This is a genomic window from Hominiventricola filiformis (assembly GCF_020686965.1).
Classification (GTDB): domain Bacteria; phylum Bacillota; class Clostridia; order Lachnospirales; family Lachnospiraceae; genus Hominiventricola; species Hominiventricola filiformis.
The window spans coordinates 131,968-158,350 of record NZ_JAJEPS010000004.1; the positions used below are offsets into that span (position 1 = coordinate 131,968).

The following is a 26,383-nucleotide window of genomic DNA, read 5'->3' on the forward strand; positions in this document are numbered from 1 at the left end:
TAAAAGTCTCACCATTTTCTTGCAGTACCGGGTGTCTCCACCGTACTGACGACACTGCAAACGCGGATTCCCAAACGTAGGTTACTCCCCTTTATCGGGATACATAATATAACAAAGTCCCCCCTGTGTCAAGGTACTTTATGCTTAATACCGCTTAATTTTCTTCGACGGTGTCTTTGGAAACTCTGTATTTCTGACCTTCAGTCGATAAATCCGCTTATACGCCGGTGCCTGCTCATTATAGCCATCGATAAGTTTCTGGAGTGCCTCTGTGATGCTGTTTTCAGCAAGTCCCTGGGCTTTCATCTCCTCTTCGTCCGGGAATACTTCCGCTTCAATGACACCTTCTGCCTCCCGTACCAGAATCTCCCTGATCAGGGGCTGTTCCAACAGCTTATTTTCCAGTTCTTCCGGTGAAACATTTTCCCCATTCTTCGTAATGATGAGGTTCTTCTTTCTTCCGGTCAGGAAAAGGAAACCGTCTTCGTCCACATATCCCAGATCTCCGGTCAGAAGCCAGCCATTCTGTAATGTTTCCGCTGTCTCCTCCGGCATATGATAATATCCCTGCATGATGCTGCTGCCGCGCACCTGCAGTTCTCCATCCACCACTCTTGCCTCACAGTTAGGAAGGAGCTGTCCTACAGAACCTTTTCGGATATTCCAGCTCAACGTCGTGCTGATCACCGGGGAACATTCTGTCATACCGTATCCCTGCAAAATGGCAATGTCATATTTTGCAAACAGATCCAAAAGCTCCGGCTGGAGATAGGCACCACCGCTGCAGATCGTGTGGAATTGTTCTCCAAATACTGCTTCTTTCACCATTTTCGGATCTTTATCTCCTGCTGCAGCCAGCTTTTTCGCCAGGGTTTCAATCATCATGGGCACCATGAGCATGATGTTTGGCCGAAACAGTTTGATATTGGCCGCCATCCGGAACAGGGAATCATTAATACAGATCACAGATCCGCTTGAAATACCTTTTAAAATATCCATGCTCAGACAATAAGCGTGATGAACCGGCAGCACAGAGAGAAGCACACTTCGTTCCGGAAATTTCATATCCAGACAGGTGGCGTTTTCTGCAAGATTCCGATGGGTAAGCATAACCCCCTTACTCTTTCCGGTAGTACCGGAGGTAAAGAGAATAGAAGCCAGCTGATCCGGCTGCAGATCCGCCCTCGCACCAGTTCCCGGTTCCATCTCCTCCAGTGTCATTTCCATCAGCTTCGGCAAAGCCAGGATGCCATCTCCATCTTCTGTCTTCTGCATGGAAATAAGATAACGAAGCTTTGGACACTGGATTCTTGCTGCTTCCAGCACATCTTTTCTAGCTTCATCTGCCACCAGAACCACTGCATCTGCACGGTCGACCAGTTCACAGACATCTGCAGCCGGAAGGGATGCATCCAGCGGTACTGCAACGCTTCCACTGTTCACCGTTCCAAAATAGGACAGAATCCACTCATAGGAAGTAGGACCAATCAGCGCCACATGCCCGCCTCTGACCTTCAGTGTTTCCAGAAGATCAGAAAAATGCTCGCTGTCTTTTCGAAGATCCGTATAACTTTTCTCAGCAACCGTGCCTTTTCCTGACTTATAACGAATGACAATTTCCTCTCCCCAGGTTTCTTCCGCCTGTACCAACAATTCCCGTATGGTGCTTACCTTCATATCTACTCCTCTCCGGTCAGCTTCTCCAGATAGTTCACTGCCTCCTGCACGGTGCGGATACCTGCTGCTGTCTGCTGATCTACTTCCACTTCAAAGGTATCCTCCAGTTCTCCAAGCATGCTCATAAAATCAAAGGACGTAAATCCCAGGTCTTCCATAAAACGGGATTCCGGCTGAATCTGCTCAGGCTCTACTTCCACATAATTACAAATAATTTCTTTTAACTGTTCCAGCATTTCTTTTTCTCCCCTTTTTTTCTTTATACCTGTGCTATCAGATCACCGATGGTCATATCCGGTGACTCAATGCCCCGGAACAAGATTCTGCACAGATAATAGTAGAAATATTCCAGCTTTTCTCTGGTCACGGCTTTCACCTGATGTTCAAAATTAAAATCCAGTCCATTATCATCCGGCCGGTGCATGACGGTCAGATACATGGCCTGGGTGGTTGCCCCGTTTGGATACCACTTGGTCTTGTATTTGATACCGCCCAGATCATCAAGTCTTTTATCTTTCAGCGTCATGGGCTGATAGGTCAGTGACATGGGTTCATAGGTTTCTCCACCCGGATGCGGATACTTTCTTCCCCGATATGCAAAATAAGCTACCGGGTCATAATTGGCATGGCGAAAATATTCATTCTGCAGATCACGTATTTCAAAGAGTCCCTGCAGGAATGTCTTATCCGGTGTAATGATCGTTCGGAATGGGAAAGAATGAATCCTGGTTCCGCCGGATTTCTTTTCTTTTAAGGTAGCACGACGGGCAATGGCCGTATTGATGGAAACATCATCATTTCCATTCATTTTCTGATAGTAGGTCCGAAGTCCCATGAGCAGGAGACTCGCCAGGGAAATATGCTGCTGCTCGCAGAATTTCATCAGCCGCTCCGTCGGCTCAGCTTCCAGATGGAAGATATCCAGAGCAGAATCCACGCTGTCAGATACATTGACTGCCGCTCTGGCATTGGGATCTCCGGTTTTTTCCCGTTCTGCTTTCAATGCACCGTCTCCGTCAATGCCGTTGTAAATCGGCTCCGGCATCTCATCAATCAGCTTCTGGAAATAAGCCTCGTCCCGCTCTTTTGCTTTGCTGCCCATCTCATAAGCCAGGTCTTTTTTCAGCTGCTCCACATAGGACGCCATCTCCTTCGGTGCCGGAACACCCTCATATTTCTGACTGCAGTAAAGCTCAATCACATCTCTTAAAAAACAGATCAAAGACTGGTCATCCATCGTTCTGTGGTCTGCCAGGAAATAGATTCCTTCATAACCATCCGGTGTCTTAATCATGACAATCCGGTTCATGGGAGAATCCTGCGGCTTAAAGGGAACCGCTGTCCATGCAGTCATGGTTTTCTCCGCTTCCTCCATGGTTCCATTGGAGAAATCCACGTATTCAATATCCCGTTCCTCTTTGTCTGCCACATACTGATACCAGGTACCCTGTTTGTCCTGGGCAAAGCGAAGTCTCATGGCCTCGCATCGGTCATAGGCCTGATAAATAGCTTTCTTCAGCAGCTCCATATCCAGCTCCATCTCAATGGTCAGACTGGTACCGATATTCAGAACTTCTTTCTTCGGGCAGAAATTCTGATAGAAAAAATGAAATTTCTGTGCAGCAGTCAGCGGATACACCGGATGACCTTTTCTCTTTCTCATCATTTGATAATCCCTCCAATAAATGCATCCAGCGCTGCCTCATAGGCTGCCGGATCTTTATAATAACTCTCTGCGTGGGCAGCGCCCTCCACAATCAGTTTTTTCTTATTTTCACATGCATAATTCTGATAAATGCGGTCACACATACTGCACGGTACAAACGTATCTCCGGAGCCATGAATCAAAAGTGCCGGAACGGTGGCTTTTCTTACCTCTCTTGCAGAATTGCAGTCATCAAGCCCGTACCCTGCTTTCTTCCGATTCACCATACTGGCAATCTGAATCATGGGGAATGCCGGCAGATGATACATGGAATGAAGTACATGGGTAAAAACTTCTTTCGCCGATGTAAATCCGCAGTCTGATATAATGCCTTTTACCTGGGCAGGCAGTTCCAGTCCGGTGGCCATCAATACTGTGGCTCCCCCCATGGAAGTTCCATGAAGAAGAATCTCTGCATCATCCCCTGCCTTATGAATCATCCAACGAATCCAGCAGAGGGCATCATACCGGTCCAGACATCCGAATCCGATATACGTGCCTTCACTTCTTCCATGAGCTCTGGCATCCGGCAATAACATGGAAAATCCATGACGCAGATAATAATCAGAAAGACCAATATAATCGCTCATACCCTGACTGGTATATCCGTGGAAACAGATCACGATCTTTTTCTCATCGCCGTTTGGTATGTAAGTTCCCCGCAGCCGCAGTCCGTCTCTGGAACGGATGGACACATCCTCCCGCGGACGCGCCAGAAACTTTTCTTTCCGCTCTTTCAAAAGATCCTCATACTGGCTCCAGTCAGTACCTGCCATCTTCATCGTGCGTTCCGTACTTGCCATCCCACGTTTCATGGTTCTTTTATAAAAGTAAGCAGAACTTCCTGCTTCTGCCACAGACAGAAGACTTAGCAGAATTCCAGCTTTTTTCCATTTATGCACCGGTTTTCCTCCTTGTTCTTTTTCGACTATCGGTCGAACTTGTTTAATTATTAAATTAGCATCTTTTCGACCAGCGGTCAATATGATTTTTGCACAGTTTATTTTCGACTGGCAGTCGATTATTATGGCAATATTCCAGGTTGGCGGTTTTCTTCTACATATGCTATACTAATAAGGATTTTCAGACGAAGGAGAACGATAGAAATGTCCAAGACTCAGAAATACGATATGATTCTGGATGCGCTCCAGTCTCTGTTGGAGCAGAAAGATATACAGACCATCTCCGTCAGTGAGATTGCCCAGACTGCCGGGATTGGAAAAGGAAGCATCTATTATTATTTTCCATCCAAGGATGCCATGCTGGAAGCACTGGTAGAACGAAGCTATGAAAAACCTCTGCTGACCGCAAAACACCTGGCTGACCAGACGGAAATATCCCCATTTACGCGGATGGCCATGATTTTTCAGGCCTGCCACAGCTCTTCTCTGGAATTCCGCAAAAGTGATCACACCTCTTCCGCTGCCAATGCACCGGAGAATGCCTACATTCATCAAAAATTTCTGAATCATCTGATTACAGAATTAAAGCCCACCCTCACCCGGATTATATCCCAGGGTATTGAGGACGGGCTCATTGACTTTGACAATCCCGAAGCTCTCTCCGAGATCGCATTGATTGTACTTGCAGTAAAGATTGATAATACACTGGTTCCTTCCACGCCGGAGGAGATTCATCAAACCATTCAGGGACTGGTCTCTCTCATGGAACGAGGCACCGGCAATCCGGAAGGAACATTGAATTTTTTGAAAATCCTTTAAATTTCCAACAGAACAAGGAGTATCCCATGAATATGAACGAAAAAGAAATCATAGAGCTGGTGCACAGCACAAAATCCATTATTTACAACAAAGAAATGGCTCATGCGGTCACTGTCAAGGGTGCTGCGGACTATGTGACCAAAGTGGATGTTGCCGTCCAGGAATATTTACGAAAAGAACTGGCTGCCCGGACACCTGACGTCATTCTCCTTGCAGAAGAGCAGGAAAATAATAACCTGGATCTGGCAAAATCCTACTGGATTCTCGACCCCATCGATGGCACCACCAACTTGATTCATGATTATCGCATGAGCGCAGTTTCTCTTGGACTTTATGAGAATGGACAGATGACCTTCGGCGTGGTCTACAATCCGTTTACGGAAGAAACCTTCCATGCTTCTCTTGGAAAAGGAGCATTCTTAAACGGCGAACCCATCCATGTATCCCATCGGGAAGCCCTTGATACTTGTATTATTGCCTTTGGCTCTGCGCCTTATGAAAAAGAGCGGGCTTCCATGTTATTTCCCATCTTCCAGCGAGTTTTCATGGAAACCGCTGATTTCCGTAGAAGTGCTTCTGCTGCCCTGGATCTCTGCTACCTGGCTGCCGGACGCATCGATGGATTCTTCGAGCTGAACTTAAAACCGTGGGATTACGCTGCCGGTTCCCTGATCATCGAAGAGGCAGGCGGAAAGATCACCGACTGGAACGGCACCCGCCTTCCCTTCCTCGCTAATTCCGATATACTCACCTGCACACCGGAGATTTATGAACGGATTAAGAAACTGCTGAAGCATTAAACTATGAACTTCATTCTTTTTTCAGATTTATTTTCTCTTCAAATACGTTATAATAGTCTTATACATACTTTCATGATTCATTTTATATCAAAAAAGGGAGGTTCCAATGAAGATCGTCAATTTAGAAAACGAAAGCAGAAAATTTGTCAAAACTGTAAATAATTTTCATGTACTGGAATACATACAGGATGCCAGCGTCTCTCCCATGAACGCCCAGACAGAATATTTTATGAGCCAGATGAATGTCAGAAGACGTCAGATAGTCATCGAACTCGACAAGGAACACTCTGCCATTATCCAGGCTGGTGCCATGCAGTGGATGGGCGGTGATATTCAGGCAACTACCGGAGTAAAAGGTATTGGTGATTTATTTGGGAAAGCCTTAAAAGGCGCTGTCACCAAGGAAACCGCCATCAAACCAGAATATGTCGGCAATGGCTATCTGGTTCTGGAGCCTACCTATAAATACATTCTTTTAAAAGATATTTCTGAATGGGGTTCTTCCGGGATGACCATCGAAGACGGCATGTTTCTTGCCTGTGATTCCCATGTTCAGAACAAAATAGTTGCAAGAAAAAATGTATCATCCGCAGTTCTCGGAGGTGAAGGATTTTTTAATCTCAGCCTGCATGGTACCGGTACGGTTGCTCTGGAAAGCAATGTGCCGGAAGAGGAACTGATTGAGATCATTCTGGAAGACGATGAACTGAAGATTGATGGAAATCTGGCCGTGTGCTGGTCATCTGACCTTGATTTCACCGTAGAACGAACCACAAAAACCCTGGTTGGATCAGCTGTCAGCGGAGAAGGACTTGTGAATGTATACCGCGGAACCGGCCGTGTCCTGATGAGTCCTGTTGCTCCTACTTCTTCCCTGTTCGAAGCTACAAACACTCTTGCTGCAAAAACAGCTGCAAAAAACAGCAATACATTAGGAAAATGATTTTAACAGGGGAAAAATATGGCATATAATTTTGAAAAAGAAAAAAGAGAAGCCATTGATGCCGGCAACAAAGCATTGGAAAGCCTTCATACCGCAAAGGAAAATCTGGACAGTGCCCACAACTGGGGGCTTTTTGATATGTTCGCCGGAGGACTTATCTCCAGTCTGGCAAAGCGCTCCAAAATGAACCAGGCCCGCCAGCATATGGAGCAGGCCAAATGGGATCTGCGAAATTTCAGCGAGGAACTGAAAGATGTGAATATGATTTCTCATCTGGACATTGAGACCGATGATTTTCTCTCTTTTGCCGACTGGTTCTTTGACGGCTTTTTCGTAGACTGGATGGTACAGGACCGCATCAATACCGCCAGAGACCAGGTGGAGGAAGCGATCCAGCGCCTGAAAGTGATTCTGCGGGAATTGGAAAACAGTTAAACTCCCGGCAGAGCCCAGTCCTCGATTTTTCCTTCCGTAATGGCATGGAACAATCGTTCCTTGGTGCCCGGATGCTCTCTCTGCAACTGTGCCACCAGTTCTTTCGCATAAGCACGTTTCGTTGTTCCGTCAATCGGGCAGGGGCTTTTCAACACCGGAAACTCCTGCCTTTTTACAAAACCTTTGACCTGCGATTCTTCCACCAGCATCAATGGACGAATGACTCGCAGGTTTTTATCTTCAAAAAGGGTTACCGGCGGAAACGCATAAAATTTTCCCTGAAAAATCATGGACATGAGCATGGTTTCCACAAAATCATCTTTGTGATGCGCATAGGCAATCCGGGTGCAGCCAAGCCGGACAGCCTCGTCCACCAGCGCTCCCTTTCGAAGCTTCGCGCATAAAGAGCAGGGATTGCTCTCCTTCCGCTCTTCCATAACAATCTTTCCAATCTGCGTGGAAATCAGTGTCAACGGCACATCCAGATTTCTGCAGAATTCATCGATTCCCGTAAAATCCGTATTGTCATAACCAAGATCCACACAGATCGCGCAGACCGTAAAATGCTTCGGGTAAAACTGCGATAACTTTTTCAGTGCATAGAGAAGCGTCAGACTGTCCTTCCCGCCGGACACTCCCACTGCAATTTTGTCTCCCTCTGCAATCATGTTGTATCGGTCCACCGCCTGGCGGATAAGACTTAAAAGCTTTTGAAGCTGCATAGGTGCTCCTTTCTCTCCCACAGAAAAAGAGGCGCGGTTTACCGCAGCCTCTTTTTCCATTCTTTTACATCTCCAGAAATTCCAGGATCTCTTCCAACGGATGAAATCCTGTGATTCTCCGGAATATCTGCTCACCGTTCATGATCAGCATGGTAGGTACCTGCATGACCTGAAACTGTTCTGCAAGCCGTGGTTCCTCATCCACATTGACTTTGCAGAATTTCACATCGCAGGCTTCCTCCGCTGCCTGTTCTAAAACGGGAAGCTGTGCTTTACAGGGGCCGCACCAGTCTGCATAGAAATCCAGCAGTACTGGTACACCCGCCTCTGTCACTTCAGTCTGAAAACTGTCCCCGGCAATCTTCTTGATTTCCAATCGGCACACTCCTTTCTGAACTGCACAGTAGCAGTGTACCCCAAATTTGCCCAAAGCATCCGCAGACCTTCACAGCCCCTTTTTATTTCTGAGTGTAAACACGGATCACGGAAGCAACTTCTCGAATCATGGACATTTCGCCAAAAATCATCATTGCATCGTTAAGATGTCTGGTCTCCACTTTATCGGTAATGACAACAAGCTCTGCCACACCGTTCACTGCCGGTTTCTGGATCACCTGATTGATGCTGACGCCGTTGTTTCCAAGAACACCTGCCACACCTGCCAGAATGCCGGTGCGGTCCTCTACGATGAGACGCAGAAAATATTTGTGTCTTGCCTCTCCTGCCGGTTTCATAGACAGATTCTTATAGCAGCTGCAGCCGATCCGTCCGCAACAGTCATACTGCATATCTCGTGCCACACTGATCAGATCACCAACAACCGCACTTGCTGTCGGGAACTCGCCGGCTCCTCTTCCCTGGAACATGGCATCATCTACAGCATCACCATGTACAAAGACCGCATTAAAGGAATCATTGACATTGGCCAGCGGATGGGTACTCGGAATCATCATCGGAGAAACCCCGACTTCCATCTTGCCCTCTTCGTTTCTTGCCACACCGAGAAGCTTCAGTGTATAACCAAACTCTTTGGCATACTGAATATCTTTTGCAGTAATCTTGGTAATTCCCTTTACATCCACATCTTTAAATGTCACTCTGGAATGGAATGCGATGGAAGCAAGAATTGCCATCTTACGCCCTGCGTCAAGTCCCTCCACATCTGCAGTCGGATCTGCCTCTGCAAATCCCAGTCTCTGTGCTTCTTTGAGGGCGTCATCAAAATCCCAGCCTTCCTGGGTCATTTTGGTCAGAATATAGTTGGTCGTACCGTTGACAATTCCCATTACCTCAGTAATCTCATTGCCTGCCAGACACTCTTTCAAGGGGCGGATAATGGGAATTCCGCCACCTACTGCTGCTTCAAAACAAAGATCGCGGTGATTTCTCTCCGCAGCCTCCATCAGTTCCTGTCCGTGCTCTGCCAGCAAATCCTTGTTGGCAGTCACTACATTTTTGCCTGCTTCCAACGCCTGCAGAATATAAGTTCTTGCCGGCTCCACTCCGCCCATCAGCTCGATCACAATGCTGATCTCCGGATCATGAATGATGCCTTCCCAGTCATCGGTCAGTACTTCAGACGGAATCCCCTCTCTTTTCTTCTGCAGATTCTTTACCAGAACTTTTGTAATCTTCAGTTCAGCACCTACTTTATCCGGCATCTCAGCAGTTCTTCTTTCTACCAGCTTGTAGACGCCGCCGCCTACGGTTCCGGCACCCAGAAGTGCCACCTTGATTTCCTTATATTTGCTCATTCTTCTCCTCCAAACAGTACATTTTCCACAATGGCAGCCGCATCCATGATGCAGTCTGCACAGGAATGAATCGGTGTTCCGGTTGTGATACCTTTCAGCTCACAACATACAGTGGATCCGCATTTCTCGCGGAACTGATTTACCATGGTTTTGGACAGCTGATAAGTTCTTCCCTTCGTCTTCGGTGCATCAATAGCTCCGTCACTGTTCTTAAGTCCTGCCAAAAGCACTGCTCCCGACAAAGCGCCACAGGTTGCCTGCATTCCACCCATTCCTGCACCAAATCCTTCTGTCATGCGGAAAATATCTTCTTCCTTATAACCAAGAAGATCACAGTAAGTACAGGCCACTGCCTGTGCACAGTTAAATCCTTTGTCATGTCTTACGATGGTATCCTTAATTCTGCTGTCCATAATTTTCTCTCCTGCTTCCTAGATATTTACACTAATGTTTTTTGGAGTATATCCATTCTCCTGCAGCGCTTTGATGATCCGCTGCTTGTGTTCGCTTCCAAATGCCTCCAGCGTGATCTTCAGCTCTACAGCTGCATTTCTGTTGATGCTGACAAACTGATTGTGATCCAGACGGATGACATTACCCTGTTCTTTAGCAATAACGGATGCCACGCGCACCAACTCACCCGGCTTATCCGGAAGAAGTACAGAGATGGAGAAAATACGGTCTCTCTGAATTAATCCGTGCCGCACTACTGAAGACATAGTAATAATATCCATATTGCCACCACTTAAAATGCAGACAATCTTCTTATTCTTTACATCCAGATGCTTCAGGGCTGCCACGCTTAACAGTCCGGAGCCTTCCACGATCATCTTATGATTCTCTACCATGTCAAGGAATGCAACGATCAATTCGTCATCCGGCACAGAAATGACCTGGTCGATATTCTTCTGGATGTACGGGAAGATCTTTTCGCCCGGTTTTCTGACAGCGGTACCATCTGCGATGGTTGCACTGTGGTCAAGACAGATTACCTCGCCTTTTTTCAGAGACTGTTCCATACAGTTTGCACCGGTTGGCTCCACACCGATCACTTTAATCTTCGAATTCAGCATTTTTGCCAGCGTTGCCACACCAGATGCGAGTCCGCCTCCTCCGATGGGAACCAGAATGTAGTCTACCAGAGGAAGTTCTTTGAAAATCTCCATGGAAATAGTTCCCTGTCCGGTTGCCACATCCAGATCATCAAATGGATGAATAAAGGTATAGCCATGCTCCTTGGAAAGCTCGACTGCATGCGCGCATGCCTCATCATAATCATTTCCGTAGAGAACAACCTCTGCACCATACTCTTTGGTATGATTTACTTTAATCAGCGGTGTTGTAGTCGGCATTACGATAACAGCTTTGCAGCCATACTCTCTTGCCGCATAGGCTACTCCCTGGGCATGGTTTCCAGCCGATGCAGTAATCAATCCTTTCTGACGGTCTTCCTCACTTAAGGTGCTGATCTTATAGTAGGCCCCACGGATTTTGAAAGCGCCGGTCTTCTGCATATTTTCCGGTTTCAGATATACCTTGTTTCCGGTCTGTTCGCTGAAGCACTGACTGTACATCAAGCCGGTCTTATTAGTGACCTTACCCACGATCTCGCAGGCCTCCTCAAATTTTTCCAAAGTCATTTTGTCTGCCATTGGTGTTTCCTCCTGTTGTAAAATGTGTGTTTGTATTTGCGAAAATATATATTAGTCTTCGGTCTCGGTCAGGAACAGTGCATTTACAAATGTGTCTGCATCAAATTTCTGTAAATCATCAATATGTTCTCCGACACCGATGTACTTCACGGGAATATTGAGTTCGGACTGAATTGCCACTGCAATTCCACCCTTGGCGGTTCCGTCCAATTTCGTCAGAATGATTCCGGTCAGGTCAGCCACCTCGCCGAACTGTCTTGCCTGCTCCAGCGCATTCTGACCGGTGGTTCCGTCCAGGACAACCAGAGTCTCACGGTAAGCATCCGGGAACTCCCTCTCAATAATGCGGTCGATCTTCTTCAGCTCTTCCATCAGATTCTTCTTATTATGAAGTCTGCCTGCTGTATCAATCAACAAAACGTCTGCTTTTCTGGCTTTTGCCGCACATACAGCATCGTAAACCACAGATGCCGGATCTGCACCTTCGCTGCCGCCGATAATCTCCACACCTGCGCGGTTCGCCCACTCGGTGAGCTGCTCGCCTGCTGCCGCGCGGAACGTATCTGCTGCCGCCAGAATGACTTTTCTCCCCTGGTCTTTGAGCTTTCCGGCCAGTTTTCCAACGGAAGTAGTCTTACCGACACCGTTGACACCGATCACCAGCACAACGGAAGTCCGATGTTCAAACTCATAGGCAGTCTCACCTACCTGCATCTGTTCTTTAATGCTGTTGATCAGAAGTTCCTTGCATTCCTGCGGGTTCTTAATATGCTGCTCTTTTACTTTCTGTTTCAGATTGGCAATAATTGCGGTAGTCGCATTGATGCCGATATCACCCATGACAAGGATCTCTTCGATCTCGTCATAAAAATCATCGTCAATATCCGAAAATCCGCTGAAAATAGCGTCCATGCCGGACACAATGTTATTTCTGGTCTTTGTCAGACCCTCTGCCAGACGTCTGAAAAAACCTTTTCTCTCCTCTGCCATAACATTTTCCTCCTATTTATCCAGATCATTTTCAATCAGATTGACCGATACCAGAGTGGATACACCCTTCTCCTGCATGGTGATACCATACAGCCGGTCTGCCGCATTCATCGTACCACGTCTGTGGGTGATAACAATAAACTGCGTATCTTTGGTAAGCTTATGTAAATATTTTGCAAAACGATCAACGTTGGAATCGTCCAGTGCTGCCTCGATCTCGTCCAGAAGACAGAAAGGAGACGGCTTTAAGTTCTGGATGGCGAACAAAAGCGCAATGGCAGTCAGTGCCTTCTCTCCACCGGACAGCTGCATCATGTTCTGCAGTTTCTTTCCAGGCGGCTGGGAAATAATCCGGATACCGGTCTCCAGCACATCGTCCTCGTCGATCAGCTCCAGTGTACCTTTTCCTCCGCCGAACAATTCTTTGAACGCCTTGTCAAACTCTGTCTGTATCAGTACAAACTGCTCTTTGAACTGCCGTTTCATACCTTCGTCCAGTTCGGAAATAATCTTTTTCAACGCCTCTTCCGCATCCTGCAGGTCATTTCTCTGACCATTCATGAAGGTATAACGTTCCGAGATTTCTTTATAATCATCAATGGCGTTCACATTAACATTTCCAAGTGCCTTAATCTCATCTTTCATCTGGCTGCAGTTCTTCTTCAGTTCCGAAAGGCTGGTATATTCTTCCTTTCTAAGCGGGAGTGCTGCATTATAGGTCAGTTCATATTCTGACCACATATGGTTCATGAGACTCTCGGAATTCTCATCCAGTTTTTCCTTCTGACTGTTAATACGGAACAGTTCCTTATCCAGTTCATTCATTCTGGATGATAACTCTTCTCTCTTTCCAAAGAAAGATTTGTGAGAAGCAGACTGCTCCTCCTTCTTCTCCTGAAGTTCTGCTGTCCGTTCCTCCAGCGAAGCAGTTTTCTCCGTGAGCAAATTCATTTCCTGTTTCAGAGCCTGAATGCCTTCCTCCCGGCTTCTGGTATCGGATTCTGACTGTTCCCGGCTAATCTTCAACTCTGCCTGTTCCTGCGTAACTCTTGCGATCTCACCTTCGATTCGCTTCAGATTGGATGCCGCAAATTCTGCTTTCTGTTTGATGGATGCTGTATCCAGATGCAGCTCTTCCAGTTCTTTTGCTGCTTCTGCTTCCAGTCCGCGATCCTCATCCAGTCGTTTCTGGTAAGTCTCCACTGCATAAGTGTGAGCTTTTTCCATACTCTCAGAATCCTTCAATTCTGTCTGATTCTGCTCTTTCAGTGCTGCGATTTCCTGTGTCTGGTGAAGCAGTTCTGCCTCCTCTTTTCTGAGAGAAGAAAGTCCACTTCCAGCGGCTTCCCGCTGTGCTTTCAGTTGTTCCACATTCATGCGGGCCGTATTCTCACGTACACGGATCTCCTGCAGCACTGCTGCATTCTGATCGAGCTGTGAATAGCAGCTACTGCGGTCGTTCTGGAATTCCACCAATTTTGCTCTGGCAGTTTCCAGTATTTTTCGTGACTGTTCTACCTTTTCCCGCAGTTCCTCAATCTCGCGGTTTCTGCTTAAAAGGCTGCTGCTGTTTCGGAAAGAACCACCTGTCATGGAACCTCCCGGATTTAAGGATTCTCCTTCCAGTGTTACAATTCGCAGCATATGGTGATATTTTCTCTGCAGAGCAATCGCATGATCGATCTGATCCACAACCAGCGTCCTGCCAAGAAGCTGCGCCATAATATTCCGGTATCTGGCATCGGTCTGCACCAGCGTGTGGGCAAGGCCAATAACGCCCGGCTCTTTTAATGCCTGCAGGTTTTTAAATTCCTGCACGTTTCTGACTGCTGTCAGCGGTAAAAATGTCACCCGGCCAAAACGGTTCTGTTTCAGATACTGGATCAGGCGTTTTGCTGTCTCCTCATCTTCTGTAACTACATTCTGAATACTTCCGCCAAGTGCGGTCTCAATAGCAGTTTCATAGGTCTTTTCCGTCTGAATCAGGTCTGCAACCACGCCGCAGATGCCCTGCTCCTGATTTTTCCGCTCCATGATTTTACGGATACTTCCACCATAACCATCATATCGCTCCGCAAGATTCTGTAAGGATTCCAACCTCGATGCTTCTCTGTGATAAGCGGTCTGACCGTCTTCCAGTCTCTTTCTGCAGATCGTAATCTGCTGCTGAAGCCCGGCAATTTTCTTTTCTGCTGCTTCGCGCTCTGCATTTTTCTCCTGAAGTTCCTTCTGCACAGCTGCAAGTTCTTCTTCCCGTGCTTTCAGTAGTTCTTCCTGACCCATCTCCTCGCTTCGCATCTGAATCAGCTTCTGATTCACTTCTGCTTTCCGGATCTGAATCTGCTCCGTCATAGCCGCATAGCGCTGCAGTTTTCCCTTAATCGTTGCCCGATTATTCAGGAGTGCCATAATCTCGCTTTTACTATTTTCAATATTGGTCTGACTGTCTGCAATACGCTGCTGTATTTCCTGTAATTTCCGGTCAGCTGCCTCCTGTACTTTCTCTGCCTGTGCAAGCTCTGTATCCAGATCCGTCTTTTCTTTGAGCACTTCTGCTCTTTCTTTTTCACGCACGAGAAGTTCTTTTTCCATACTCTCCATGCGTTCCTGATAATGTCTGGAACTCAACTTTGCAGAACGGGCCTGTTCCTCAAGGACTGCAATCTGTCCTTTCACCTGCTGCTTTTCGACTCTCGCCTGCGCTGCATTTTCTTTTGCCTGATCAATTTCCCGCTCTACTGCTTCCAGTTCTTTTTCAATCCGCTCATACTCAAGCTTTGTGTTCTCAAAAGCGTCTGTCGTCTCAGCCAGATCTGACTTGGCAGCATTTTCTGCCTCTTCCAGTCTGGTAAGCTGTGCTTTCATGTTTTCCATCTCCATGAGGAATACATGTACTTCATACTCTTTCAGAATTTCTCTCTTCTTCAGGTATTCTCTCGCCTTTTCCGACTGACGTTCCAAAGGTCCCAACTGTTTTTCCAACTCTGTGAGAATATCGTTAACACGCAGAAGGTTCTGTTTTTCGTCTTCCAGTTTTTTCTCCGCGGTCTTCTTGCGCTTCTTGAATTTTACGATACCGGTAGCCTCATCAAAAAGCTCTCTGGCTTCTTCCGGCTTGGTACTTAAGATCCGGTCAATCTGACCCTGTCCGATAATAGAATAGCCTTCTTTACCTATACCGGTATCATAGAAAAGTTCCTGGATATCCTTCAGTCTGCAGACAGTTCCATTTAAAAGATATTCGCTCTCCCCTGATCGGTATAACCGTCTGGTAACCGTTACTTCCTCATATGCCACGGAAAGCTTGTGGTCTGAGTTATCCATGGTAATGGCAACCGATGCAAAGCTTAACGGTTTTCGGTTCTCCGTTCCTGAGAAAATAACATCCTGCATGGTACCGCCTCGCAGCTGCTTCACACGCTGCTCACCTAATACCCAGCGCACCGCATCAGCTACATTACTTTTTCCGGAGCCGTTCGGACCTACAATTCCCGTAATGCCGTTATGAAATTCAAATACGATCTTATTTGCGAAGGATTTGAACCCCTGCACCTCTATACTTTTTAAATACATACATCTTTTCCTGTCAGAGCATGATAAGCTGCTTCCTGCTCTGCCGCTTTCTTTGTTCTGCCGACACCGCGGCCGATGACACGGTCACCCAGCCTTGCCTCCACAATAAACTGTTTCAGATGATCCGGTCCCTCTTCTCCCACCAGTTCATAATGCAGAGTATCCGCATGATGGGCCTGAATCCGTTCCTGTAAAATGGTCTTGCTATCAAAAAAGAGCTGTTTGTGTTCCAAATCGTCCAGTACAAATTTTGCGATAAACTCTTTTGCGCTAGTAAAACCACCATCCAGATGAATTGCTCCGATCAGTGCTTCAAATGCATCTGAAGTAATCGAAGCTCTTAAACGTCCTCCGCTTAATTCCTCACCTTTTCCCAGCAGGATGTAATCTCCCAGCGGAATACTTTTTGCACAGAATGCCAGACTCTGCTCACATACAATACTCGCTCTTGTCTTCGTAGCATCCCCTTCCGGCATCTCCGGAAATTTCTCATATAAATACTCACTGGTTGTCAGCTCCAGCACTGCATCTCCCAGAAATTCCAGACGTTCATTACTCCGCAGTCTGCCCATATGGTGCTCATTGGCATAGGAGCTGTGACGCATGGCCTGTTCCAGAAGATCCTTGTCATGGAAGGTATATCCTATCTTCTCTTCCAGTTCTTTTAATTTATTCTTCATATCCATTTCATTCTTCTCCGGAAAGAAAAAGCCCCTTTCTACCGAAGGGGCTTTTCATTTGTCTAGTTTATTGCATTTTTAATCTGCTCAACAGCATCCCCGACTGATACGATCTTCTCAGCGTCCTCGTTTGAAATCTCAATATCAAATTCCTCTTCGATGCCCATAATAATCTGAAATACATCCAGGGAATCCGCTCCCAGGTCATCCACAAAGGTAGTGTCCATTGTGATCTCGTCCGCATCCACATTCAATACTTCCGCAATGATTTCCCGTAATTTGTCAAATTCCATGATTTTCAATCCTTCCTAGTTTTCTTCTGCCTGAATCCCGGCTTTGATTTTATCGTTCATCCGCTGTTCCGTGAAGGTTACACACTGGATGATGGAATTACGCACTTCCACTGCCTTAGAACTTCCATGAGTCTTCACTACCAGACCTTTCAGTCCAAGCATCGGTGCGCCTCCGTACTGGCTGGTGTCAAAGCGTTTCAGCGTCTGCTTCAATGCCGGTTTTACCAGCAGTGCGCCAATCTTGCTGCGCAGACTTGTCATCATACCTTTTTTCACCATGGAGATCAGCGTTGCGCCGACTCCTTCGTAGAGTTTCAGGATAATATTGCCGGCAAATGCCTCGCATACAATGACATCCGCATATCCGGACGGAATATCACGCGCCTCAATGCTTCCGATGAAATTGATATCCTTGCACTCTTTCAAAAGCGGGAACGTTTCCTTTACAAGTGCATTGCCTTTTTCTTCCTCGGCACCGATATTCACAATCGCTACTCTGGGGTTCTGAATGCCCATTACATTCTCCATGTAGATGGAACCCATCTTTGCAAACTGTACCAGATGGGAAGGTCTTGCATCCACATTGGCTCCGCAGTCAATTAACAGGGAAGCTCCCTTCTCAGTAGGTAAAAGCGGAGCAAGCGGCGGACGTTCCACACCTTTCAGCCTTCCAACGATCAGCTGTCCTCCTACAAGAACGGCTCCTGTGCTTCCTGCCCCTACAAAGGCATCTGCCTCACCATTCTTCACCAGTTTCATGGCTACTACAATAGAAGAATCTTTCTTTGTACGAATTGCCTGTACCGGCGGCTCTGCCATCTCAATCACTTCAGACGCGTTCACCACTTCCACTCTGGCTTCATCATAAGAATATTTCTTCAGTTCCGCACGGACTGTCTCTTCCGGACCTACCAGAATCACTTTCAGATCTTTTCGAAGTTCAAGTGCTTCCACAGCTCCCTTCACAATCTCCAGCGGTGCGTTGTCTCCGCCCATGGCATCGACTGCCACTCTCACCAGTTCCTGCATGCTTTCTCCTCCTTGTCATCTATATCATAATACGAAAAGCATTTCCCGAAGTCAATAGTTTCCCTTTAAAAAAGCGAAAAAGAAAAAACAGGATGCATGCCTTTTCCCGCAATGCATCCTGTATTCATTTTCATAAACAGACTATTTCCATTCTGCCACAACAGTCTCTCCTGCTACAGCATCCATTCCCGTCTGATAGGAAACTCCCGCGGATTTATCTCCTTCCATTACGATCTGCATTACTTCCATGCAATATCCTTTTGCTTCCAGGGCTTCTCTGTCAAAATGGATCAGTTTTGCACCTGCTTCTACTTTATCCCCGTTCTTGATATAAGATTCAAATCCTTCACCCTTCAGTTCTACCGTATCAACGCCGATATGAATCAGAATCTCAATACCGCCTTCCAGCTCCAGTCCGACTGCATGATTACTGTCATCCATGGTAACCGTCACAGTTCCTGCTGCCGGGGCAACCACTACCTCACCCGTCGGCTGGATTACTACACCATTTCCAAGTGCACAGGACGAAAATACCGGATCCTTTGCCTCGCTCATAGGAATTACCTTACCATCTGCAGCTGCCGTCATCTTATATCCTTCCGGCGCTTTTTTCTTCTTAAAAAAATCAAACATATTCTTCCTCCTGCTCTTTGGGCTTTCATCCTTCCCTGCTATGTTGTCCAGTATATCAAAGGCTTTAAGCAACGTCTATTCATTATTTCCTGCTCTATATGGAAGATTTTGTTTTTTCCATAGGTACCCGTCCGGGCGTCTTTATTCTGAAACGCTGGATACAGAAACGAAACAGACCATAATACAGGAGACCAAACAACAGTCCCACAGGCCAGAGAATCCACGGATTTTCCGCCATCGGCGCATTTAACGACAGTATGTAATCCAGAAGGTCAGCGCTGAAATTAAATCCGACGCGGAACGGCAGAACCGCACATACAAATCCTGACAGTCCCGTCAGCAATGCATGAAGCAGAAACAGTTCCGGTGCCAGGAACATAAAGGAAAATTCCAGTGGTTCCGTTACTCCGGTCAGTACAGAGCAGATAGAAGCAGTCAGAAGCAGTCCTCCCGCCATCTTCTTATATTCCGGAAACGCAGTATGGTACATGGCCAACGCAGCCCCGGGGAGTCCGAAAATCATAACCGGGAAAAAACCGGTCATATACATGCCAGTCTGTCCATAGACTCCTGTTCCGCTCCAGAACTGATTCAGATCGGAAATTCCTGCCACATCAAACCAGAATACGGAATTCAGCGCATGATGAAGGCCACTTGGAATCAACAGCCGGTTCAGAAATGTATAGACACCTGCTCCAAGCGCCCCTGTCTCTACCAGGGATTCTCCCAGATATACACAGATCCCATAAAGCGGCGGCCACAAAAACAGAAAAGCCAGTGATGCGGCTGCAGACTGTGCAACAGCCATCAGAATTGCAAGCCGTTTTCCGCCAAATACATGCAGCAAACCATCAAAATGACATTTCCGATAAGTATCACTGCAGTACGCTCCCAGCATACCGCAGAAAATTCCAACCAGCTGATTGTCAATATGTTCAAAAGAAGAGGCATCAACCATGTCTCCTGTCAGAATCAGCACATTGTCAACTGTCAGAATCTGCTGAACCACAATCCAGCTGGCAACACCTGCCAGTGCAGCTGTCCCGTCCTGCTCATCGGCCATCCCCACAGCCACACCGAGGGTAAACAGAAGACTCATATTGTCGATCAATGCCTTTCCTGCAGCCACCAGAACCCGTGAAAGCAGATAACTGTCCCCGTGACCAATCGGATCCATCCAGAACCCGATTCCCATCAAAAGTCCTGCCACCGGCAGACATGCCACCGGCAGCATTAAAGCCCGTCCAAGGCGATACGCATATTTCACAGCATTACTCCCTCTTTTGCCGTATATTGCCATAATGTTATCATATTATGATAGCAAATCACCTCTCTTATGTCAAATGCTCTGTCTTTATTTCTGTATGAAAAAAGCCCCGGAAACCGGAGCTTTTTTCTGAATATATGTGTGTTTTAGGATAGTGGATGTAATTACATCAGCTTCTTGAACTCATCAGCCACGAACTGTACCTTCGGTCCAATGATAACCTGAACAGAAGTTTTGCTCGGACGGATAACTCCGCTGATTCCTGCAGATTTGATCTTCTTCTCATCTACTGCAGTGTAGTCTTTGATCTCCAGACGAAGTCTGGTGATGCAGTTGTCAACGCTTGTTACGTTCTCTTTTCCGCCAAGACCTTCAAGAATGATTGCTGCCATGCTGGTGAAATCATCATTTGCAAGTTCGATCTTGGTCTCATCCTCTTCATCATCCTCACGGCCCGGAGTCTTAAGATTCCAGGTAGTGATTGCGAAGCGGAATACTACGTAGAATACGATAGCTGCTACAATACCGATCGGGATGATCAGCCATGTCTTAGCATGTGCCGGCAGAGATGCACTGAATACCAGGTCGGTAAGTCCTGCGGAGAAGGAGAAACCTGCTCTGAAGCCAAGTGCTACAGTAACTGCTGCAAATACTCCGTAAAGGATTGCATATACAAGATACAGTGCCGGAGCAAGGAACATAAATGCGAACTCGAACGGCTCAGTAACACCACAGATGAATGCACAGATCGCTGCTGCACCCATCAGGGAAGCTGCTGCTTTTTTCTTCTCCGGTTTTGCACAGTGGATAATTGCCATTGCTGCTGCCGGAAGACCGAACATCATACTCGGGAAGAATCCAGCCATGTACATACCTGCGCTTCCGCCTGCTCCATTGAGAAGCTCACCTGCCCAGTAAGAACCAAGGTCATTGATTCCTGCTGCGTCAAACCAGAATACAGAGTTCAGTGCATGATGCAGACCAAACGGAATCAGAAGACGGTTCAGGAAAGAATAAATACCTACACCAACAACTCCAAGACCAACGATTTTCTCACCTGCAAATACCAGTGCAGTGTAAACGATCGGCCATACGAAGAACAGAATAGCTGCTACGATAATGGAAACAACTGCCGTTACAATAGCAACACAACGTTTGCCAGAGAAGAAGGACAGTGCATCCGGAAGTCTGGTTCCTTTGAATTTGTTGTAGCAGGCAGAACCAATCAGACCTGCAAGAATACCGATGAACTGATTGCCGATTTTAGCAAATGCTGCATTCGCCTCAGCTCCGGTCAGAGTAGCTACAACACCGCTGGACAGAAGGTTGGTGATCATCAGCCAGGATACCAGACCTGCCAGACCTGCTGTACCATCATTATCATCTGCCATACCTACTGCTACGCCGATAGCGAACAGCCAGGACATATTATCGATCAGTGCTCCACCTGCTTTTACCAGGAAGAATCCAATGATCTGAGCTGCGCCGCTGATGTCACCACCCTGCATGGTGCTCGGACAGAGCGCATAACCAATTCCCATCAGAATACCACATACCGGAAGGCATGCAACTGGAAGCATCAGGGATTTTCCAAGTTTCTGTAAATATTTCATCATATCTACATTTTCCTCCTTTTTTTGAACTCTCGTTCTTAAGTTGATTTTATTATATAAAAATCAGCTGGAAGTGTATAGTTACGATCTTCTCCTTCCTATGGAGTATCTTCGATTATTAAATATCTATAAAATTTTAAGAAAAAAACTTAAAACACCCTTATATGGATTTTTTTATTTTTCCTATGGATTATTTTCTTATTTCCTATTAAAATAGACATACTGAACAAAAATCATTTATACTGTAACTGTTATCTGTTCAAATATGCACGAAAGGAATTTCCATGCATTTCGATGAAAATTACACAGAAAAATCTTTCCGCACTCTACAGAACTTTGCTCTCGTAGGTCTGCGCAATCTGAAAATCCGGCACCGGCTGATACTTTCCTATTCTATATCCACAGTTCTTCCACTGGTTGCCGTCTATATTTACACCTATTTTCGATACGGTACTTCTTCCATCACCGGACAGGTGCTGGTACTGTCGCTTCTCATGGCATGTGTCTCTATGACCATGACTACTTATACTTATTTAAGTATCTCCAGCCCGATCAATCAGATGGTAGAAACCTGCCAGACCATCTCCGACGGTGATATGGAGAAACGTATCCATGATCAGGGAAATGATGAACTCGCCTTCCTGTCCGACAATATCGACAGTATGGTGACAGAGATTCAGCTTCTTCTGGAACAGCGTCAGCAATCTGAAGCCAAAAAACGGGAACTGGAATTGAAAATGCTGCAGTATCAGATCAATCCGCATTTTCTTTTCAATACTTTGAATACGCTCCGACTGGTTGCCCAGATGAATCAGGACAAAGTCGTCGCAGAAGGCATCTGTTCCTTGAGCGAACTTTTGAAAAACACATTGATCAATGATCATGAATTTATTACGATCCGGGAAGAAATAGCCAACCTGAAACATTATTTTTCCATACAGGCGATCCGCTATGCCGGAAGCTTCCATACGAATTATGAAATCGACCCGGAACTGGAACACTGTATGCTGCCAAAGCTAATTCTTCAGCCGCTGGCAGAAAACTCTGTCCTTCACGGTTCTTATAACGATGGAACGATTATGGAAATTTTTGTCCGTTGTTTCCGTAAACAGGATGACATTGTCCTGGAAGTAGCTGATCTCGGCAAAGGATTTGATATGAATGATAAAGCTTCCGCCCCCAAAGGACTGGGTGGTATCGGAAGCCGTAATGTAAATGACCGTATCCATCTGTATTTTTCAGACAATTACGGTTTAACGGTCACAAGCGCCCCTGGCAAAGGAACAACCTGCAGAATTTTAATTCCGGCAATTGTTTCTGAGACAGAAGATGCAAAGGGAGGAAATTATGTATCAAGTACTGATCGTCGATGACGAACCCATTGTTAAAATTGCACTCCGTTCCATGCTGGACTGGGGTACTCTCGGATTTCATATCTGCGCTACTGCTTCCAATGGGCAGGAAGCATTGGAAATGGCAGAAAAATACCGACCCGATCTCATTATCTGCGATCTGAAAATGCCGGTTATGGACGGAATTGAACTGATCCAGACAGCAAAAGACCGTAAGATGGACTGTGAATTTCTTGTCATCAGTAACTACGAAGACTTTAATTATGTAAGAACTGCTCTGGTTCTTGGTGCATCCGATTATATCCTAAAGGTGAGTATCAGCCCGGAAGAGCTGACCTCACAGTTACAGAAGATCCGGGAAAAACTGGAACTGAAAAAGAAAACACAGCAGCAGACACAGGCAGATACTGTCGAGGAATCTCTGATCCATCAGGGTCGGCATGCTGCATGGCGTGAATTTTTCACTCACAAAAGCTATCCTCTCTCCGATCTGCTCTCCATCACCGGCACAGACACATCAAATCTCGGCTCTCTCGCGCTCTGCGAGATCTCTTTTGACTGGTATGATCAGCAGATGGAGACTCTTCCGTCAACCGAACTGATACGGAGTACTCTGAAAAACGCACTGGAACATTTCAACCGCAGAAGAATCATCTTCTTCAGTTCCAGCAACACGCTCATTGTTATTCCTGAAGAAGAGTTAAATGCTCATCAGAATACCATAGCCGGACTGGCTGCACGTATCGAACAGTTATTTCGGTACTATATGCCTCTGTCTCCCGCTATCCTCTATCAGGACGGAATTGCCAATCTCGAGGAAGCCCGCAAGACCTATCATCGTTTTCAGGATCTGCTGGAGTTAAACTTCTATCATATGTTCGGTCTCACCGACGCTGCCGGACTTGATACAACCTCCACGATCCCAGCTATTTCCTATAAGGATCTGGCCGCCGATATTCTGGCTCTGCCAAAAGAAACCTGCCTGGACAGCGCACTGGAACGTGTCTCTGAGATTCTCAATGCCTGCAGCCAAAAAAATGTACTGCCCTCCCGGGTAATCCAATATTTCGTCCGTTTTCTGGACGAGCTTGGCTATCACATTTCCGGTGTCAGCATTGCTTCCCATGATCAGATCGTGGAAAGAATCGAATGCATCCGTAATGCCGTCAGTCAGGAAGAACTGAGTCTTCATCTGGAACAGGCACTAACCACCTTTTTCCGCCCGACAGACACTTCTGCTGCGCAGACGGAACAGTACAGTTCTGAGGTTCTGCAGGCCATTTCCTACATCCATGAGAACTACAGCCGTAAGATCAGTCTGGCTTCTGTGGCCGAGCATGTAGGATTAAGCTCCGGATATCTCTGCCGGATCTTTAAGGAAGAAACAGGTGTCAGCATCAATGCCTACATAAATAATCTTCGTATGACCCACGCCGGTGAACTGCTGGCCGATAAGAACAGTTATATCAAGGAAGTCGCCATCTCTGTAGGTTTTGAAGACCAGCTGTATTTCAGCCGCCTGTTTAAACGCTATTATGGTGTCACACCGTCTGAATACAGAGCCGGTGGTGCTTCATCTGTATAAAAAAGCAATTTGTTCTTATGCAGCGCATACGCATGAAAAAAAGACGTGTCAACCTATAAAAGGAACCGCTCTCGCTAAGTCCTCGTCCAGCAGTACTAACATTCGAACGTCGCCTTTGGCTCGTTCTCATGAAGTACTGGGACTGTGGACGTTCCTTTTATAGGTTGACACTTTCTTTATCATAAGATATCAAGCATACGGCCAATCGTTTGTTAATATCTAAGAATTCAGCATAGTCATCGGCACTTAAATCAATATTGGCATTGGTATTCTTATTTACTCGCTGCGACAATTCTGCGTAACGATCACCTACTGATATATGCCTTATCTTTTTTGAATATATCCCAAATTGGGATACGGAAGCAAAAAAAATCAAGAGTTTCATTCAGAAACCCTTGATTTTTCAATGTTTTTTGGCTTAGTCAACAGAAACGATCTCTTTCTTGTTGTAGCTTCCACAAGCCTTGCAAACTCTATGCGGCATCATAAGCGCACCACATTTGCTGCATTTTACCAAGTTCGGAGCACTCATTTTCCAGTTTGCTCTTCTCTTATCTCTTCTTCCTTTGGAAGATTTATTCTTAGGACAAATAGACACAGGTTACACCTCCTCTATGCTTTCTCGATTCATTTTATCGTTCGTCGAACCTGCACAGGAGGTCCGTCTCACTCACACTTTATCAATTATACACACGCATCAGCAGTGTGTCAAGCGTTTTTTTCTTATTTTGTCAGTCTCAGAGTCTCTCTTGCGATAGCCAGCTCCTCGTTGGTCGGGATCAGCATAACTTTTACTTTGGAATCTGCTGCGGAGATCACTCTTCTCTCGCCACGAACATTGTTAGCTTCGTCGTCGATCTTAACACCAAGGTATCCAAGGTAATCGCAGATTGCTTTTCTGCTGACTTTATCATTTTCACCTACACCAGCAGTAAATGCGATGGCATCAACACCATTCATAGCTGCAGTGTAAGCACCGATATATTTTGCTACACGATATACGAATGCCTGAAGAGCTACATCTGCAAGATGATTTCCCTCTTCTTTTGCTTTCTCAATATCACGGAAGTCACTGGAAATTCCGCCGCTCATACCAAGTACACCGGATTTCTTGTTCAGAATATTCAGCATCTCGTTGATGTCGATACCCTCTTTGTTGCAGATGAACTGGCATACAGCCGGATCAATATCACCACTTCTGGTTCCCATGATCAGACCTTCCAGAGGAGTCAGACCCATACTGGTATCTACACATTTTCCACCAATGGAAGCAGATACGCTGGCACCGTTTCCAAGATGGCAAACGATTACTTTTGCGTTCTCCGGATCCAGATTGCCGAATTTGATAGCCTCGCCAGATACAAACATATGGCTGGTTCCATGGAAGCCGTAACGACGAATGCTGTATTTCTCATAGTACTCATGCGGAATTGCGTACAGATAAGCTTTCTCCGGCATAGACATACCAAAAGCAGTATCCCATACAGCTACGTTAGCTTTGCCCGGCATAACAGCCTCACAAGCCTCAATTCCCATCAGGTTAGCCGGGTTGTGCAGCGGTCCAAGATCGAAGCACTCACGGATTACTTTCTTAACATCTTCGTTTACAACGATGGACTCGCAGTATTTGGTTCCTGCATGCAGTACACGATGTCCTACAGCTGCGATCTCGTCAGTACTCTTAACAACACCGTGCTCAGCATCCTGCAGCGCATCCAGAACCAGACCGATAGCAACTTTATGATCCGGCATAGCCTGCTCTACAATGTATTTGTCTTTTCCCGGTACCTGATGAGTCAGTTTGGAGCCTTCAATACCGATTCTCTCGCAGAGACCTTTTGCTACTACGCTCTCATCGTCCATATCGATCAGCTGATATTTCAGGGAAGAGCTTCCGCAGTTGATAACTAAAATTTTCATGGATATGTTTCTCCTATACTTGAATAATATTTCTGTGCG

Annotated in this window: 25 protein-coding genes; 6 read left to right on the forward strand and 19 right to left on the reverse strand. The window is 46.3% G+C overall.

The genetic code is table 11. The features are described from left to right. Positions 1–144: 144 nt before the first annotated feature. From LKD36_RS06005 to LKD36_RS06020, 4 genes are read right to left on the reverse strand one after another with little or no spacing between them, the layout of a single operon-like run. Positions 145–1,677 (reverse strand): class I adenylate-forming enzyme family protein, encoded by a 1,533-nt coding sequence (locus LKD36_RS06005; protein ID WP_308459071.1) that lies wholly within the window; start codon positions 1,675–1,677, stop codon positions 145–147. A gap of 2 nt (positions 1,678–1,679) precedes the next feature. After that, on the reverse strand, positions 1,680–1,913 hold the full coding sequence (locus LKD36_RS06010; RefSeq protein WP_308459072.1) for an acyl carrier protein: 234 nt from the start codon (positions 1,911–1,913) through the stop codon (positions 1,680–1,682). Positions 1,914–1,936: 23 nt separating this feature from the next. Further along, a complete protein-coding gene (locus tag LKD36_RS06015) occupies positions 1,937–3,340 on the reverse strand; it encodes a condensation domain-containing protein (protein WP_308459126.1) in 1,404 nt (467 codons plus the stop codon). After that, the gene (locus tag LKD36_RS06020) at positions 3,340–4,284 is read right to left on the reverse strand and encodes an alpha/beta hydrolase (protein ID WP_308459073.1); all 945 of its coding nucleotides are present in this window, start codon (positions 4,282–4,284) and stop codon (positions 3,340–3,342) included. The genes LKD36_RS06015 and LKD36_RS06020 overlap by 1 nt, the downstream gene beginning before the upstream one ends. Before the next feature lie 204 nt (positions 4,285–4,488). On the opposite strand from LKD36_RS06020, the gene LKD36_RS06025 reads away from it, so the two are divergent. From LKD36_RS06025 to LKD36_RS06040, 4 genes are all read left to right on the forward strand, one after another. Beyond that, positions 4,489–5,103, forward strand: coding sequence for a TetR/AcrR family transcriptional regulator (locus tag LKD36_RS06025; RefSeq protein WP_118769477.1), 615 nt, complete (start codon positions 4,489–4,491; stop codon positions 5,101–5,103). Between the two features lie 32 nt (positions 5,104–5,135). Next, positions 5,136–5,903: an inositol monophosphatase family protein gene (locus LKD36_RS06030; RefSeq protein ID WP_308459074.1), complete on the forward strand. Its 768-nt coding sequence runs from the start codon at positions 5,136–5,138 to the stop codon at positions 5,901–5,903. Positions 5,904–6,009: 106 nt separating this feature from the next. After that, entirely contained in the window at positions 6,010–6,846 is an 837-nt protein-coding gene (locus LKD36_RS06035; RefSeq protein WP_308459075.1) for an AIM24 family protein, read from the forward strand. 18 nt (positions 6,847–6,864) lie between these two features. Further along, positions 6,865–7,281: a hypothetical protein gene (locus tag LKD36_RS06040; RefSeq protein WP_308459076.1), complete on the forward strand. Its 417-nt coding sequence runs from the start codon at positions 6,865–6,867 to the stop codon at positions 7,279–7,281. Here the strand turns inward: LKD36_RS06040 and LKD36_RS06045 are convergent. The 13 genes from LKD36_RS06045 to nagE form a co-directional block, all read right to left on the reverse strand. Continuing rightward, complete coding sequence (locus tag LKD36_RS06045; protein ID WP_308459127.1) at positions 7,278–8,003, reverse strand: tRNA lysidine(34) synthetase; 726 nt, start codon at positions 8,001–8,003, stop codon at positions 7,278–7,280. The genes LKD36_RS06040 and LKD36_RS06045 overlap by 4 nt on opposite strands. A gap of 64 nt (positions 8,004–8,067) precedes the next feature. Next, positions 8,068–8,379 (reverse strand): thioredoxin family protein, encoded by a 312-nt coding sequence (locus tag LKD36_RS06050; protein ID WP_118769473.1) that lies wholly within the window; start codon positions 8,377–8,379, stop codon positions 8,068–8,070. Between the two features lie 82 nt (positions 8,380–8,461). Next, positions 8,462–9,757, reverse strand: coding sequence for a homoserine dehydrogenase (locus LKD36_RS06055; protein ID WP_308459077.1), 1,296 nt, complete (start codon positions 9,755–9,757; stop codon positions 8,462–8,464). Beyond that, entirely contained in the window at positions 9,754–10,170 is a 417-nt protein-coding gene (locus tag LKD36_RS06060) for a C-GCAxxG-C-C family protein (RefSeq protein WP_308459078.1), read from the reverse strand. Before LKD36_RS06060 ends, LKD36_RS06055 begins: the two co-directional genes overlap by 4 nt. An 18-nt stretch (positions 10,171–10,188) precedes the next feature. Next, positions 10,189–11,409, reverse strand: coding sequence for a threonine ammonia-lyase (gene ilvA / locus LKD36_RS06065; RefSeq protein WP_308459079.1), 1,221 nt, complete (start codon positions 11,407–11,409; stop codon positions 10,189–10,191). Positions 11,410–11,460: 51 nt separating this feature from the next. Further along, entirely contained in the window at positions 11,461–12,399 is a 939-nt protein-coding gene (gene ftsY / locus LKD36_RS06070) for a signal recognition particle-docking protein FtsY (RefSeq protein WP_118769469.1), read from the reverse strand. Positions 12,400–12,411: 12 nt separating this feature from the next. Then, positions 12,412–15,972 carry a chromosome segregation protein SMC gene (gene smc, locus LKD36_RS06075; RefSeq protein WP_308459080.1) on the reverse strand — a complete coding sequence of 1,187 codons (3,561 nt, stop codon included), beginning with the start codon at positions 15,970–15,972 and terminating at the stop codon, positions 12,412–12,414. Then, positions 15,963–16,652, reverse strand: coding sequence for a ribonuclease III (rnc, locus tag LKD36_RS06080; RefSeq protein ID WP_118769642.1), 690 nt, complete (start codon positions 16,650–16,652; stop codon positions 15,963–15,965). Before rnc ends, smc begins: the two co-directional genes overlap by 10 nt. 62 nt (positions 16,653–16,714) lie before the next feature. Continuing rightward, positions 16,715–16,945, reverse strand: a complete 231-nt coding sequence (acpP, locus tag LKD36_RS06085) for an acyl carrier protein (protein ID WP_118769467.1) — start codon at positions 16,943–16,945, stop codon at positions 16,715–16,717. Between the two features lie 15 nt (positions 16,946–16,960). Beyond that, positions 16,961–17,974: a phosphate acyltransferase PlsX gene (gene plsX, locus LKD36_RS06090; RefSeq protein ID WP_118769466.1), complete on the reverse strand. Its 1,014-nt coding sequence runs from the start codon at positions 17,972–17,974 to the stop codon at positions 16,961–16,963. 141 nt (positions 17,975–18,115) lie between these two features. Continuing rightward, on the reverse strand, positions 18,116–18,607 hold the full coding sequence (locus tag LKD36_RS06095) for a PTS sugar transporter subunit IIA (protein ID WP_118769465.1): 492 nt from the start codon (positions 18,605–18,607) through the stop codon (positions 18,116–18,118). 94 nt (positions 18,608–18,701) lie between these two features. Further along, on the reverse strand, positions 18,702–19,874 hold the full coding sequence (locus LKD36_RS06100; RefSeq protein ID WP_308459081.1) for a PTS transporter subunit EIIC: 1,173 nt from the start codon (positions 19,872–19,874) through the stop codon (positions 18,702–18,704). A gap of 164 nt (positions 19,875–20,038) precedes the next feature. After that, positions 20,039–21,487, reverse strand: coding sequence for an N-acetylglucosamine-specific PTS transporter subunit IIBC (gene nagE / locus LKD36_RS06105; RefSeq protein WP_334301338.1), 1,449 nt, complete (start codon positions 21,485–21,487; stop codon positions 20,039–20,041). A gap of 284 nt (positions 21,488–21,771) precedes the next feature. On the opposite strand from nagE, the gene LKD36_RS06110 reads away from it, so the two are divergent. Beyond that, positions 21,772–22,860, forward strand: coding sequence for a sensor histidine kinase (locus LKD36_RS06110; protein WP_118769462.1), 1,089 nt, complete (start codon positions 21,772–21,774; stop codon positions 22,858–22,860). Beyond that, a complete protein-coding gene (locus LKD36_RS06115; RefSeq protein ID WP_308459083.1) occupies positions 22,835–24,424 on the forward strand; it encodes an AraC family transcriptional regulator in 1,590 nt (529 codons plus the stop codon). Before LKD36_RS06110 ends, LKD36_RS06115 begins: the two co-directional genes overlap by 26 nt. Positions 24,425–24,842: 418 nt before the next feature. Here LKD36_RS06115 and rpmF read toward each other — a convergent pair whose 3' ends face one another. Together rpmF and LKD36_RS06125 are read right to left on the reverse strand one after the other, a co-directional pair. Continuing rightward, positions 24,843–25,022 (reverse strand): 50S ribosomal protein L32, encoded by a 180-nt coding sequence (rpmF, locus tag LKD36_RS06120; RefSeq protein ID WP_021953116.1) that lies wholly within the window; start codon positions 25,020–25,022, stop codon positions 24,843–24,845. Between the two features lie 125 nt (positions 25,023–25,147). Further along, positions 25,148–26,344 (reverse strand): acetate/propionate family kinase, encoded by a 1,197-nt coding sequence (locus LKD36_RS06125; RefSeq protein WP_118769459.1) that lies wholly within the window; start codon positions 26,342–26,344, stop codon positions 25,148–25,150. Between the last annotated feature and the right edge of the window lie 39 nt (positions 26,345–26,383).